The sequence below is a fragment of the Streptomyces scabiei 87.22 genome, from assembly GCF_000091305.1.
Lineage (GTDB): Bacteria > Actinomycetota > Actinomycetes > Streptomycetales > Streptomycetaceae > Streptomyces > Streptomyces scabiei.
Genome location: NC_013929.1, coordinates 24,543 through 37,759, shown reverse-complemented (window position 1 = coordinate 37,759; position 13,217 = coordinate 24,543). Strand labels below are relative to the sequence as shown.

The 13,217-nt window shown below is 70.7% G+C and carries 12 protein-coding genes, 1 tRNA gene and 1 pseudogene; 6 read left to right on the top strand and 8 right to left on the bottom strand.

Annotated features, from left to right (window positions below):
* The first annotated feature begins 169 nt into the window (after positions 1-169).
* Positions 170-736: a BAR domain-containing protein gene (locus SCAB_RS46815; RefSeq protein ID WP_041668749.1), complete on the top strand. Its 567-nt coding sequence runs from the start codon at positions 170-172 to the stop codon at positions 734-736.
* Here the strand turns inward: SCAB_RS46815 and SCAB_RS00170 are convergent.
* From SCAB_RS00170 to SCAB_RS43550, 5 genes and pseudogenes are all read right to left on the bottom strand, one after another.
* On the bottom strand, positions 654-1,484 hold the full coding sequence (locus tag SCAB_RS00170; protein ID WP_046773309.1) for an IS5 family transposase: 831 nt from the start codon (positions 1,482-1,484) through the stop codon (positions 654-656). The two genes, SCAB_RS46815 and SCAB_RS00170, sit on opposite strands and share 83 nt — an antisense overlap.
* A 349-nt stretch (positions 1,485-1,833) precedes the next feature.
* Positions 1,834-2,376 (bottom strand): DUF6262 family protein, encoded by a 543-nt coding sequence (locus SCAB_RS00165; protein ID WP_012998027.1) that lies wholly within the window; start codon positions 2,374-2,376, stop codon positions 1,834-1,836.
* Positions 2,373-2,795, bottom strand: a complete 423-nt coding sequence (locus tag SCAB_RS48135) for a hypothetical protein (RefSeq protein ID WP_012998026.1) — start codon at positions 2,793-2,795, stop codon at positions 2,373-2,375. Before SCAB_RS48135 ends, SCAB_RS00165 begins: the two co-directional genes overlap by 4 nt.
* A 367-nt stretch (positions 2,796-3,162) precedes the next feature.
* Positions 3,163-3,492, bottom strand: a pseudogene (locus tag SCAB_RS49190) (tyrosine-type recombinase/integrase); the annotation flags it as partial.
* An 863-nt stretch (positions 3,493-4,355) separates the two neighbouring features.
* Positions 4,356-5,975 carry a serine/threonine-protein kinase gene (locus SCAB_RS43550; RefSeq protein WP_231884871.1) on the bottom strand — a complete coding sequence of 540 codons (1,620 nt, stop codon included), beginning with the start codon at positions 5,973-5,975 and terminating at the stop codon, positions 4,356-4,358.
* 263 nt (positions 5,976-6,238) lie between these two features.
* On the opposite strand from SCAB_RS43550, the gene SCAB_RS00145 reads away from it, so the two are divergent.
* Positions 6,239-6,312, top strand: a tRNA-Met gene (locus SCAB_RS00145).
* Between the two features lie 151 nt (positions 6,313-6,463).
* Here the strand turns inward: SCAB_RS00145 and tpg are convergent.
* Both tpg and tap read right to left on the bottom strand, forming a co-directional pair.
* Entirely contained in the window at positions 6,464-7,021 is a 558-nt protein-coding gene (gene tpg, locus SCAB_RS00140; protein WP_012998024.1) for a telomere-protecting terminal protein Tpg, read from the bottom strand.
* Positions 7,022-7,035: 14 nt separating this feature from the next.
* Positions 7,036-9,264 (bottom strand): telomere-associated protein Tap, encoded by a 2,229-nt coding sequence (tap, locus tag SCAB_RS00135; protein ID WP_012998023.1) that lies wholly within the window; start codon positions 9,262-9,264, stop codon positions 7,036-7,038.
* Here tap and SCAB_RS49185 point away from each other — a divergent pair.
* From SCAB_RS49185 to SCAB_RS00125, 3 genes are all read left to right on the top strand, one after another.
* The gene (locus tag SCAB_RS49185; RefSeq protein WP_323806116.1) at positions 9,164-9,748 is read left to right on the top strand and encodes an ankyrin repeat domain-containing protein; all 585 of its coding nucleotides are present in this window, start codon (positions 9,164-9,166) and stop codon (positions 9,746-9,748) included. The genes tap and SCAB_RS49185 overlap by 101 nt on opposite strands.
* 117 nt (positions 9,749-9,865) lie before the next feature.
* Positions 9,866-10,924, top strand: coding sequence for a PIN domain-containing protein (locus SCAB_RS00130; RefSeq protein WP_079116026.1), 1,059 nt, complete (start codon positions 9,866-9,868; stop codon positions 10,922-10,924).
* A gap of 153 nt (positions 10,925-11,077) precedes the next feature.
* Positions 11,078-11,563, top strand: a complete 486-nt coding sequence (locus tag SCAB_RS00125; protein WP_012998020.1) for a hypothetical protein — start codon at positions 11,078-11,080, stop codon at positions 11,561-11,563.
* A 6-nt stretch (positions 11,564-11,569) separates the two neighbouring features.
* On the opposite strand, the gene SCAB_RS48120 is transcribed toward SCAB_RS00125, so the two are convergent.
* Complete coding sequence (locus tag SCAB_RS48120; RefSeq protein ID WP_231884869.1) at positions 11,570-12,868, bottom strand: hypothetical protein; 1,299 nt, start codon at positions 12,866-12,868, stop codon at positions 11,570-11,572.
* A 196-nt stretch (positions 12,869-13,064) separates the two neighbouring features.
* Between SCAB_RS48120 and SCAB_RS47610 the strand changes: the two genes are divergently transcribed.
* The gene (locus SCAB_RS47610; protein WP_167362005.1) at positions 13,065-13,214 is read left to right on the top strand and encodes a hypothetical protein; all 150 of its coding nucleotides are present in this window, start codon (positions 13,065-13,067) and stop codon (positions 13,212-13,214) included.
* Positions 13,215-13,217 lie beyond the last annotated feature (3 nt).

Below are 13,217 nucleotides of genomic sequence, written 5' to 3'. Positions count from 1 at the left end.
CCGGCGGTTGGTGAGGCGGGTTATCAGGCGTCGGATTTCGGCGAGGCTGAGTGCGTTGTGGCAAAGGGAGTCCCTGTTCGGTGAGCAGGGGCTTCGTCGTGTGCGGGGCATGATCGCGGCGGGGTAGGGGCAGGCAGCGGACGGCTTGTTGTGGATCGAGGAGGGTGCGATGCCGTCGGTGCTGAGGTTGATGGAACAGCGTGAGGCGCGGGCGAGGCAGGATCTGGAGTCCTGGACGGAGGTCCTGGAGCAGGCTCAGGCGGAGGTGGATGCCGCGCGGGAGCGGGTCGAGCGGGCCCGGGTGGGGCGTGAGGAACTTGTGTCGGTGCTGGCTGGGGAGAGCCCGGTGAATACGCCGGTTCTGGTGCCGTCTGGTGGCGAGATGGCTGCTGCCCTGGGGTCGAGCGGCTCCGGCGTGGGGCATGGTGAGCGGCCGCCGGTGTGGCGGTCGGGCATGGGCGAGGAGGTGCTCAGCGGCCTGTATCGGGAGGTGTTCGCCGCGATGGTGGCCGCTTCGGGGCCGGTGAACGGGGTGGAACTGACGCGGGCGGTGGGCCGGGAAGCGGAGATCAAGAACGAGGTGGAGAAGATCCGGCACCGTGCCTACGTGCTGGAGAAGCGGGGCTGGCTGGTGCGGGCGAACGACGGACGGTTCATGCCCGCGCCCGGGGCAGTCGGCCGGGACGCTTCTCCGGCCAGCGCGGAGCGTCTGCGGCCAGGCGCCGGGACAGTCTGATCACGGCGGCCCACCACACCATCTGGGCGTGGTGGTCGGGGCGGCGTTCGTGGTCGCGGTTGAGGCGGCGTGAGCGGGCCAGCCAGCTCAGCGTCCGCTCCACGACCCACCTGCGGGCCAGTACGACAAATCCGCGTTGCCCGTCGCAGCGGCGCACGACCTCGGTCCGGACTCCGTGACGGGCGAACGCCCTCGCCAGCGCCGGACCCTGGTAGGCACTGTCGACCCACACCAGTTGCAGCAGCCGTCCCGGCTGCTGCATGAACGTCTCCAGCAGTGCGGGGGCGGCCTTGGAGTCGTGCACATCGGCCGTGGTCACGGTCACTTCCAGGAGCAGACCCTCGGTGTCGGTCAGGATGTGACGCTTGCGGCCGTCACGTGACTTGCCGCCGTCGTATCCGCGACTGTCCTCGCCGACGGTCTCGGAGGCGTCCACCGACTGACTGTCGATGATCCCGGCACTGGGCTCGGCGTTGCGGCCTGAGCGTTCCCTCGCCGAACGTCGCAGGCGTTCGTACAGCTCACGCGCATAGTCGTAGGCCCGCCAGCGGCGGAAGAAGTCGTAGACCGCCCGCCAGTACGGAAAATCGACCGGCAGAGCCGTCCACTTCACGCCGTTGTCGACCAGGTAGCGCACCGCGTCGAGCATTGTCCGGTGGCAGTACGCCTCGGGGCGCCCGCCCCGCTTCAGGAGCCAGGCCGGCACCGGCATCGCGGCGCGGACCTCGGCCCACTCCGCATCCGTCATGTCACTGGGATAGCAGGCTGCCCGCCGTCCCGGAGCGAGCGAACCGAACCGGTGCACGTAGCAGTCACACCCAGGGGTGACCGCGGTGGACGCAGGCACAGAGATGCTGCTCAACTGATCGGGCAACGGGCTTCCTTGGTCGTGCTGGTGTCGTAACCGCGTCACTACCAAGGGGCCCGTTCTCTCATGCCCGCGACCGCACCCGAACCTCCGTCCAGATGATCACCCGCGCCGCACACCTCGAACGAAATCCGGTTAGCCACAACGCACTGAGTCCCTGCGTCACACGGCAGGCTGCACCGGACGCGCACGACAGGCACACCCCGCTGCGGCGCGCGGGACTGGACAGTCACCCCGCCACGTTGCGGGGCTGCCCGCGCTGGTTGATGGCTTTGGTCAGTTCGCGGTTGGCTTCCCGCGCCGCGCTCAGGTCCGCCTGGCTCTCTTCTGGGGCCGCAGTCGGTTCGACGTTGCGCTGTTTCAGGCCGGTGATCCGGCGCTGGAGCGCCTCGATGTCGGTGGGAATCTCCAGCCCTGACTCGCGCCATGCCTGCTCGCCCAGCTCGCCGGAGAGCCGCCTTTCCAGGAGCTGGATCCGCGCCGCAAGCAGGGTGTTGCGGGCCTGGGCGTGCGCGAGGTCCGCCTGAAGCGACGCGCGGCTGACTGCCACAGAGCTGGCCGGTCCTTGCTGTGCCGGCTCGGTCTCGGCGGCGTGGACGAGGGCGAGGAGATCCGGGTGCCGGTAGAGGAAGGTCCGGTCCACCCCGGCATGGCGGGCGATGGCGGACACGCTGATCCGGCCCGTGCCCTGGGCCGCGGCGTTGATCGCCTTGACCACACGCTCCCGGCGCCGTGCGGAGTCGGCCTTGCGGCCGTCGCTCGCGGCGTTCACATGCTCCTCCGCGGCCGTACATCGGGCAGAGGCTGACCGATCCGGCGCATGCCCGGCATGCCCAGCATCACGCCGCGCCTGCGGCGCACGGTCGAGACGGCCTGCTCGATCTTGGCCCGCTCCTCCGCGCCGAGGTCGTCCAGCCCACCTCGGATCCGGCTGATCAGCCGCCGGACGTCAGCGAGGTACGCCTCCAGGTCTGGGAGGTAGGAGATGTCGGTGGTGTAGTGCTTGCAGCCCAGGCAGCGGAACCTCAGCGGGCAGCTCTGGCCTCCCGCGGCCACGTTCGTCGGCTCCTTGCAGACTCCGTAGGCGGTGGCCACCTCCCCGATCTCCCGGCGGACGTGCTCGGAGTCCAGCAGCCCCTGGGCCTTGCGCCACACGCGGTTGCCATGCCGGTCGAACTGGAGGGCCGTCACCCGGTCGATGGCCTCGCGTCGGCGGTCCTGCCCGATGCGGTACCGCGTGCCGCTGCGCGAAGCTGTGCCGGTAGGCGTAGGGGAAGATGCGGCTCTTGTCGAAGGGCAGCGTCTTCGTGACCGGCCTGCCGTCCTTTTGGACCTGGATGGGGACGAGGAAGTCGGGCAGGGCCTTGACCCATGAGCGGTGCTGTTCCCTGATGCCGGAGATCGGCTTGGTTCCCGCCGGGTTCGAAACCGAGGAGGGCAGGAGCTTCAGCACGGCCGCGGGAGTGTCCGGGAAGCGCTGGCGCACGCGCTCCTGCTGCCCGAGCAGGGCCTGCACCTCGTCGAGCCGACCGTCGGCATCCGACACGTTGCTCCCGAACGCGCGGCGGGCCATGTGCGGCACCACGGCCCGCGGCAGTTCCGCCCGCCGTGTCAGTCGCTCGAACAGCTCGTAGATCGCCTCCGGCCTCATCGGCGCACCGATCACGCCGCGGAAGAGGTTCACCAGCAGGAAGTCGCTGCCGTCGGCGCCCAGGAGCTCGAAGTGCTCGTCGATGTACTGGTCGAATGCCTGCACTACCAGGAAGTCCACCGGCTGGATCCACGCGGCGCGTGACTTGGACCAGGCGCCGTTGGCGTTGTCACGGCGCCGCACGTGCAGGTGAGGCCCCTTGTAGTCGCACCCCAGCGCGCGCGAGTCCGGCAGCATGTGGCAGTTGGACCGGCGAAGACCAGCGGCCTGCCCTCGCCGAAGCTCCGCCCGGGGCCAGCAGCACGACGACGAGCCGGTCCCGCGCGCAGCGGCACTTCAGGAACATGCTGACGATCTTCTCGTCGGAAGCGCGGTCCAAGACCGACTGCGGCTCCTGGACGCGGTGGCGGGCACGGAGCCGGTATGAGAGGCCGGAATCCTCCCCTGAGCCTCCACAGGCAGTCCCGGCTGTCGGCCAGCTCGTAGATCTGCCCGAGCACGCGGCGCGGCGCCTCGCCTACCGAGACCGCGTACGACAGCAGGCCGCGGGTGGCCGACAGCACGACGTTGATCCTGCGCTCCTGCCGTACCGGTTTGCCGCCCGGCCCGCTGAGGAGAGTGCCGCGACGGTCCTGCCGTGCGGGCACGTGCTTCAGCCAGACGATGAACAGGCCCAGGTCGCGGGCCGCCGTGCGCCAGTCGCGTGCCGTCGCACGGCACCAACGCAGGTAGAGCGCCGCTCCGTCGGCGTTCGTCCTGGGGGTGAGCTCGGCGCGGCTCTTGCCGAAGCGCTGGTGCCGCGCCCACTGATCAGCGATAGGGACGACTTGGAGCTCGTCGTCGACGACGGTCCAGTAGCGCGTGCCCGAGGGCAGGGTCACGGGAAATGCCCGCATATCTCTCTCCGGTGCTCAGACGGTCATGCAACAACCCGCCACAGAGCCACACCCCCCGAGTACGAGCGCCTCAACGCCAACGAGGACGACTCGCACCACGTCACGCCACACCTTCCGGAACCTCATAGATGGTGGCATCACTGTTCGACGGCGACTGGACTGACGAAGGCGCGCGTCCAGCGGCCCTGCCGGAGAGGTCTGCGGCTATACGCGGCAGCTGTCGGTGTGGGTGACTTCTCGGAAGTTGGCGATGAGGGGGCTGGCCATGGACTCGCGGTAGACGACGGTGGCGCGACCGTAGGGCCAGGTGATGTCGTCGTGGAAGTCCTGCTGGGCTTCTGCGCAGCTGCCGAACATCAGACCGCGGACGATGTCGGTCCAGTCGGCATCGTCCTGGTAGCTCCGCCCTTCGGGGTAGCTTCCAGGGCCGAAGGTGACGAACATCGTCTGTGCCGAGGGGTTGAATGTGACGGTCACTTCGTCGCCCATGTACTGCTGCCCTTGAAGGACGGGAGCTGCGCCCTCGCGCAGGCGCTGTGCGGCGGCTTTCTCCGCCTGTGTGGCCGGTACCCGGGCGGCGGCCCACTCCTCAACGGTGGGCTGAGCGCTGTCGCTGCGGGTGTAAGCGGGGGAGGGGGCAGGCGAAGAACGAGGGCTCGGTGAGGAGGATGACGGTACGTCGGAGGCGGTCAGCGCGGGGCCGGTTTCATCGCTGGCGGAGTGCTGCGCTGCAGGCGTGAGGCCGGCCGCCGACGTTCTCTGACCGCCGGGTGTGGAGGCCGGTCCCCGCGTGGCGGTGGATGACTGCGTGGCGACGAGGACGCCACCGAGGCTCCCCACGACGACAGCGGCTGCGACGACCGCCAGGTACAGGCGAGTACGGCCTGTGTGTTTCGAGGGGGCAGGCCAGATCGGCTCGTCGGACGGCAGGTCCCAATTGAGGCCGACCAGGTCGGCTATCAGCGTCGGCTGAGGCAGATCGGCGGGCCCGGTGACGGCTGTGGTCTGGCTGGCAAGCAACTCACCACACTCTTGCGCGAGTTCGGATGCTGCCGGTCGGCTGGGGGGTTCCTTCGACAGGGCCCTGTCCACCAGCTGGCGAAGATCATCGCCCATGCCGTCAAGGTCGGGCTCGGCGGACAGGACTCGAAAAGCCACGGCGTCCGCAGCACCGCTGCCGAAGGGAAGACGCCCTGTTGCCGCGTAGGCGACCAGGGCACCCCAGGCGAACACATCGCCCTCTGGGCCGACCGTCCCGGTGCGGTAATGCTCAGGGCTGATCCACCCCGGCGTGCCCGTCATCACGCCAGTGCGGGTGACGGAAGTCCCGTCCAAGGCATGAGCGATACCGAAGTCCAGCACCATCGGGCCAGAAGGCGCCAAAATGACATTCTGGGGCTTCACATCCCGGTGGACGACGCCAGCTTCGTGGACTGCGGACAGTGCGGCTGCGGTACCCGCGGCCAAGGCGTACAGGCGGGCCCCGGCCAGGGGCCCGGCGGCCACGTACTGGTCGAGGGTGGGACCGGGTATGAAAGCGGTGGCAAGCCACGGAGCGGGCGCATCGGGGTCGGCATCAAGCACCGGAACCAGGCAAGGACCTGTGACACGCTGGGAGAGCTGGACCTCCCGCCGGAACCGAGCACGGAACTCGTCGTCTGCGGCCTGCGCCGGATGCACGACCTTGACGGCCATCCGCTCCCCAGCGGCACTCAGCGCGGCGTACACGGTGCCCATACCGCCGAACCCGAGCCGGCCGACAACACGATACGGACCGACACGCCGCGGATCACCTTGCTGCAACGACTGAACACGGCTGGACACCGATGCTTCCCCCTGGTGATCAACGGCACGCATACGCCGAAGTGGTGACAATCGTATCGGCTCACCCGCGCAGCCAGACACGATTGAAGGCTCCGCCCACTGCCTGACGATCTGTCCGACTGCGCTACTACCTGGATCTACGGGAGGCATGTGGCTGCCCGCACTACGACCCCCGCGGCCACGAGTGGGCCCGGCTGCCCGGGGCATCGTCTACGGCTCGTCCCGCTGGGCCTCCGGAGCCCCGTGTAGAGTGGCGCCATCGACGCGGGGTGGAGCAGCTCGGTAGCTCGCTGGGCTCATAACCCAGAGGTCGCAGGTTCAAATCCTGTCCCCGCTACGAAGAAGAAGGGGCCCGGCATCAGCCAGGCCCCTTCTTCCATTCCTTGATCAAGCGCGATGGCAGGCCCTGAGCCTGCCACCGGGGTGCAACCGTGCCTGGCCCGAAGTGCCCCGACTGCCGCAGCTGCCCCTTTCCCGCCTCTGACCGGTTACAGCTCGAACTGGAGGTCCACGATGTCGTTGAGCTGCACTTCGAGGCCGTGCGCGCGGCGCCCGTTGTCGCGGAAGTAGATCTCGCCCAGCGCTTCGGCGGCGACCTGGCGGAGGTCGTTCTCGTCGGCGCCGGTTTCCTGGGCTTGGAGGAGGCGGGCGGCGTGGTGGGGTGGCAGGGCGAGGGTGAGGTGGCGTACGCGGGCCTGGTCGGTGGTGCCGGGGGCGGCGGTGTAGCCGAACCGGGCCTGCACATCGATCATGATGCCGCTCGTGGTCGCCGCGGCCTGCTTCGCCCTGGCACGGATCTGCGGCTGCCAGCGCGTGCGGACTTCACGTTCCAGCCGGTCGGCGAGTTCGGGCCGGGGCTGTTTGATCTGGTTCTTCACATACCGTTCGACGGTGCGCTGGCTGATGCCGAGCAGTTCGGCGACGCGCTGGGTGCTGCGCTGGTGCTGCTTGACCAGGTAGCGCATCTGCGCCCCCGCGGACTTGGGGATGGGACGCGTGAACGCGCCCTGCACCGCCTTGTCGAGTTCCTCCCCGACCGTGACCATCGCCGTAACGCTCCTTATTCTCCGGTGTCCTTGGCGGTGACCTCGCCGGTCTTGATGTACCGGGCGAGGTTGGCGACGTGGCCGTCGGCGCCGAGCTGTTCGAGGACGTCAGCGCCCCACAGCATGCTCTGGGTGCCCTCGTGTTTGACCATCCCGGGCGAGACCCCCAGCCGGAACGAGCCCGGTACCGTTTTGCCGTCGGCGTCGTAGGGCAGGACGTCCAGGGGGCTGGGTCCGTCGGCGGCGTACACGGCGCAGTCGGAGAGGACCGCGACCGGGTACTGCCCGGTGGCGGCTGCCAGGTTCAGCATCTTGCGGTGCATGTTGATCCGGGCCCGGGAGATGACGGCCGCGCGGATGTCGGGGCGCCAGGTCGGCCGGGCGAGAGCGGGCCAGGCCTGCCCTGGCTTCCAGCCGCCGCCGCGTGCCTTCTCCTGTAGTTTGCCGATGCCGCCCTTGACGGTCATCTTGACCGCGTCCACCACGATCCCCAGCTCCGGGTCACGGCTCTTGTAGCCGTCCATCGCCTGAAGGAAGTCGGCCGGGGGCAGCTTCTCGGCGACGCCGAGGTCGGCCATGGTGGCGACGTAGGCATCGCGCAGCCGCTTGTACCAGCCGTCCAGGAACCGGCCGCTCTCACGGCGCACCCAGCCCTCCAGGGGCGTGACGTCGTAGCCGAGTTCGACGGCGTACGCCACGGTGGGCGTGGCGTACCAGGCCGGACCGGTGGGGCGCTGGCCGGTCGGCGTGAACGGGCTGGGCAGGAGCGCGGCGTCGAGGTCGCGCCACTGTTTGGCGACTTTCACCCGGGCGAGGTCGACGTGGGAGAGGTCGACCAGCCAGGATCCGGGCACTGCCGCGTCGAAGGCGGGCTTGGTGACGTGGACGGGAGGCGTGGCCAGGCCGACGACGGCGCCGTTGGCGGCCGCGCCGAAGGCGAGGTTCACGTCGATGCCGACCAGGTAGCGCTGCATGCACTCGGCGTCGGTGAGGTCCCGTGCCCAGTCGTAGGCCTCCTCGAACAGCCTTTCGTCGGGGCCGCGCACGTGGAAGCGTGGCAGGTGGGCCAGGACGGGGTGCCCGTCGATCGCCTCGCACGGCGCGGGGTCCACCGGCTCGGTGCCCAGCGAGCCGGGCCGGAGCTCGCGGTGCCGCCTGCCGCTCTCGTCCGGCTCGCTCGCGCGGGTCGGCGGATTGAGGGTGGTCATCAGCTGCAGCCCCGTCACGGCGGTGGAGCCGACCGGCGTCATCACCCGGGCCGCGTACACCCCCAGCACCCGGGCCAGCTCCGCAGGCTCCAGCTGGGCGGCATGGCCCCAGGCACGGCCGTCCAGGGCCCGCCAGGAGGGGATGCACAGCTGCACGCACTGCCGGCGGCCGCCCTGGGCGGGGCGGTAGATCCGCGCCCACGGCCCCAGTCCCCGCCTGGTCAGCTGCCAGTCGGCGCGCTCCAGCTGCCTGATGACCCGGTGCCCCTCCGGCAGCCGCCCGGCGAGCCCCTCGGACTCCGACAGGGCGGCGGGCAGCCCGTAGCGTTCGCACGCCGCTTCGGTGAGCACCAGCAGCGGGTCGGCGTCCTTGCCCGAACCGTGCAGCCTCTCCGCCCCCAGCCGCGCCTCGGTGAGCGTCCATTCCACCAGCGCGGGCAGCGACTTGGCGGGCACGTCCAGGATCAGACCGCCGACGCCGTAGCCGGTCACCCGCCGCTCGGCATCGGCGTCGAGGACGAGCAGCGGACCGTGCGCGTACGCCCCGCCGGACGCGGGGGTGTCCGCCGGAGCGGCCTTCTTCACAGCGGGACGCCGCGGACCCGGGGCCCGTTCGGGACGCGGCAGCGACACGGCGGCCGGTGCGCCGACCGCCGCCGGGGGCTCCTCGGCCGCAGGCGCGGCAGCGGCTTCCGGGGCCTCGCCTGCGGGCTGGGACGCCGCGGGCGCCGCGGGGGTGACGGTCTTCGCCGCCGTGGTGTCGGTGTCCTCCTGCGGGGCGCCGGTGTTCTCGGGGGCGGGGTAGAGCTGGGCGAGCTGCTTCAGCAGACGCGCGTACGCCTCCCGCTCCGGGGGCCGGGGTTCGGTGCGGCCTGACTCCCAGCCGCCGACGGTCGCCCGCCGCACGTCCAGGGCGGAGGCCACCTCGTCCAGGGTGAGGGCGTGCGCCTGGCGCAGCCGCCTGCGCTCGGCCGGCGGCGGCAGCGGGGAACGGGACGCGACCAGCGCGTCGACCGCGTCGAACAACTCGGACATCGAGGCACCTCCGCTCCCACCCTACCCTGAAACAGCCCTATCGCGTACTCATTGCGTACGGATCACGTACACTCAGCGTGCGGGCGGTGTCCGGGGTGATAATGTCCGATCACTGAACCGGGACTGGCGAGAGCGTGACGAAGTAGCGCGAGAGCATGCGACGTGTTCGAGGGGGAGTGGTGGCAGCAGCGAGCGACGGCTGGGCCGGCATGGGCTGGGACTGGTCGGATGCCGTCGGCATCGCCGGCGCCTCGATGAAGGAGCCGATCCGGACAGTTGGAACGGGAGCCGTCCTCTGCACCGGGCGGCGGTGTTCGGCTCCCCGGAGGCTGTTGCGGAACTGGCCCGCCGGGTTGCCGATGTGGACGCACTGGAGAACGGAGTGACGGCCCTGTGGGAAGCCGTCATGTCCCGGAAGCCAGCCAACGCACAGGCGCTCGCCGCCGCCGGGGCCGATCCCTGGCGGCCATCGCTCGGCGGCTGATCAGGCAGTGCCCGGCTGGGCCTCGTAGCTCTTCGCCGTTCACAGCCGCCCCGAGCGCACTGGCACCCGGCCCGAAGAATCTGCCTCAGTGTCAGTGGCGGCGGCCACACTTGATCCATGACGCTCGATCGTGCCGACGTGGCACCGCCGCTGCTGATCCCCTCCGGATCGGCGATCAACCCGATGGTGCTGGACCGGCCGATGCTGCTGCCCATCCTCGACGCCAACGCCCTCCTGGTCGAAGCCTGCGCACTGGCCAAGCACGGCGGTCGGCAGGACCGGGTCACCGCGCTGGCCGTCACCGGCCGCGCCACCCCGTACATCGCCGCGCACGTACCCGGCGAAGTCGACGAACACCTGGCCAAGGTTGCCGCCGACCTCGAAGCGTCGGAACGTCAGGCGCGCCGCGTACTCAATGAGCAGATCCTGCCCGCCCTTCGCGTGGTCGACCTGGAGATCCGCGATCACCTGGCCCCGCAGACCCGGCACATCCTGCGGGTCGACCGGGAGATGCCGAAGCGGCACCGGGGCGACCCGGACGACGCGCCCACGATGGCGCTCGCGGAGTTCCTGGGGCCGTGCGTCATCGTTTCCAAGGACAGCGTCTTCTCCCGCTTCGGGTTCGCCGTCATCGACTGGATCCCCGTCGCGGAGAGCGTGCTGCGCATGGCCGGCCTGGAGGCCACCGCCGCGAACGCGCTGGTACTCATCGACATCGCGTTCCAGCTGTTCGGTACAGGCGTTCACCGCCTGGTGGTCCTCGCCGCGAACAACCCGCTGGCCGCGACGGCAGCCGTGGGCGGGCTGCTGTGGTGGTGCCACCGCCAGGGCTACCTGACCCGCGACAACTGGAGACGTCGCCTGTCGCAGGCAGGGGGCGTGGCGAAGCCGCTGCTGGAACTCGCGGAAGCAGGGATGACCGAGCACCGCGCGCTCGGCGACTCGCTCCTGGTGGTAGAGCCGCCGGCCTATCCCACCCGCGAGCAGCTCGCGGCCCGGTACCTCGCGCGCTGCGGCCGGTCCCTGACGCCCGGCGAGCTACGTGACGCGCTCGCCCGGCGCGGCCACATCATCTCCGCCGCGCAGCTGAAGCGGGACATGCAGGACCACGGGGCGTTCGTCCGCGCTCCCGGCGACCTGTGGACCGTCGGCCGTCCGGTCCGGCAGAAGGCCTGACCCGGGCCCGCCCGAGAAGCGGCCGCGGGGCGCCCGGCGGGACGGCTCCCGAAGTCGCCGCGCCGCCCGGCGGGATGACGAGGGCCAAGGCGCGCACTGCGCCCTGGCCACGGCGTACTCAGGTATTCCGACGTCATCAACCGGAAGGCAACCATGAAGCTCGGCAAGCAGCAGAACAAGGACGTGCCCTTGATCAGGCACGACAGGGACACCTCGGGAGACCTGTGGTACGCGATGACACGCCTCCAGGCAGACCATCCCGACTCGGCTGGCCCCATCCCGCCGTTCGAGCGGCCGGTGGCGCGGCTGTCGATCGCGGATCCGAACGACATCGTCCTGTCGGCGCGCGTGGAACTGTTCGAGGATGAGCCGATGGGCCGCCTTCACGACGTGATCGACACAGTGACGCGCGACCTCGCCGGACCCAAAGGAATCGGCGCGTACGCACTCGTACCCGACGTCGCGCTGGAAGTCATGATCGGAGTGCGACAGGAACTGCCCCTGCACGCCGCCCACGTCGCAGGCCTCACCCAGCTCCTGTGGGACGCCATGGGGACCATGAGCACCCGCAACGCACCAGGGGGCGGCCAGTGCTTCCACCGCGAGGGAACCGGGCGGGCCCGCCCGCTGTGGGCGTAGTCGTTGTCAGCCCGCTACGACGTCGCGAAGTTCCCGTACAGCGCGCTCGCGGTGGTGCTGGGCGGGGATCGCCTCGTACAGGTCCAGGGCGCGGCGGCGGACCAGGCCGGTGCGGTAGTCCGCGGGTAACGCCGTCAGGGCGTCGACCGCACGGCGGCACGCCTGCTCGGTGTCACCGTCGTGATGCGAGCACGCCGCCGCGTCGATGTTCAGCAGAGTGCGCGTCATGGTGCTGGTCGGCGCCGACAGCTCCAGTGCCCGCTGCTGGCTCTCCCGGGCGCGGCGGGTGTCCCCGAGTGTGGTGAACGCGTGGCTGAGGTGGACGTGATGCTTCTGCTCGCCGTACGTCAGCCAGGTGTCCGACCGCTCGCCCTCGGGGAGCCGGCCCATGAGGGCGTCGGCGGCGGTGAGCGCGGCGCGGGCCTGCTCGGCCTGGTGGTTGAGGGCGTAGGCGCGGGCGGCGACCGCGGCCGCCAGCACGGCGGCGGCGGTCGGCCGGGTGCCGGCGGCGTGCCGGGCCTGGTCGGCGAGTTCGGCTGCTGCCCGCGGTGCGCCGTAGTTGAGTGGCACCATCGCCTCCCTGGCCAGCACCCACGCGTGCAGTTGGGGGTCGCCGGATTCGGCGGCGGCCCGGGCGGCGGTGGCGAACCACCCGCGCGACTCGCGGCGGCTGCCCAGGTCGTGCAGCACGATCGCGGTCATCCCGGCCATCTGCCCGGCCGTCCGGCACAGCCGTGCCCGGACCGGTGCGGGCTGCGGGACGGTGAGAAGTGGGCGCAGGGTCGTGAAGTCGGTGACCAGGTCGGCCAGTACGCGGGTGGGTGCCTGGCCGTGGTAGCCGTACCCGTAGCTCTCGGCTGCGGCCTCGAGGTCGGCCAGGTCCTCGGGAGCGTCGGGGGAGAGGGTCTGGTCGACGTCGGTCCGGGCGGCGGTGAGCGCGGCGAGGGCCGGAGCGGTGAGGCCGGCGGCCAGCGCGCCACGCAGCAGGTTGCGGCGCTTCATCGGATCTTCTCCATGGTCTGACTCCGTGCTGAGAACGGCGGTGTCCTCCCAGGGTTGCGCAGCAAGCCCCAGTAAGGCACCGGGAATGCGCAGTCCGCCGGCGATTCTCTCGACAGTTGCCAGCGCGGTGACAGCCGCGGCGCCCCGGGCGATCTGGCTGACCCGATCGGATTTGAGCGCGCACGCTTCGGCGATCCGGTTGAAGGAGATCCCCGCGTCGTGGGCCATCGCGAACACCGTGGTGAAGTCCCGCTCACGCAGGGACCGGACGAACGCGGGGTCGCCCAGGAGATGGCGCGGCACTTGGGCGGGTGACGGCGGTAAGTCGTCCACAAGTCCCCCAGAACTCTCGTGGAATGACAGTGCGTCAGCCCAACGACCATACCCACCGTGGGGGCCCCATCACGGGGTTATCGCCCGCATGGTTCGCGGCTGTACTGATGGTGTTCGCGGCCACGGCTATCCAGGGCCCGGCCACCAACCCCCGCAGGAGGATTCCATGCAGAGTCCCGCCACGCCCCCGCCCGCCACGTCCGGGCCGTCGACCGGCGGCCTGGTCCGTTCCCGCCGCTCGATCGTCGCCGCCCGGGGCCGCAACGCCATCCCCTCGGACGGCGGCGGCACCGGCAAGAGCGACGGCAACGACTGACGG

Bases quoted from the DNA above. Each gene is read 5' to 3' on its own strand.
- SCAB_RS46815 (WP_041668749.1), top strand. From the start codon at position 170: ATGCCGTCGGTGCTGAGGTTGATGGAACAGCGTGAGGCGCGGGCGAGG.
- SCAB_RS00170 (WP_046773309.1), bottom strand. From the start codon at position 1,484: ATGACGGATGCGGAGTGGGCCGAGGTCCGCGCCGCGATGCCGGTGCCG.
- tpg (WP_012998024.1), bottom strand. From the start codon at position 7,021: ATGGTCACGGTCGGGGAGGAACTCGACAAGGCGGTGCAGGGCGCGTTC.
- tap (WP_012998023.1), bottom strand. From the start codon at position 9,264: ATGTCCGAGTTGTTCGACGCGGTCGACGCGCTGGTCGCGTCCCGTTCC.
- SCAB_RS00130 (WP_079116026.1), top strand. From the start codon at position 9,866: ATGACGCTCGATCGTGCCGACGTGGCACCGCCGCTGCTGATCCCCTCC.
- SCAB_RS00125 (WP_012998020.1), top strand. From the start codon at position 11,078: ATGAAGCTCGGCAAGCAGCAGAACAAGGACGTGCCCTTGATCAGGCAC.
- SCAB_RS47610 (WP_167362005.1), top strand. From the start codon at position 13,065: ATGCAGAGTCCCGCCACGCCCCCGCCCGCCACGTCCGGGCCGTCGACC.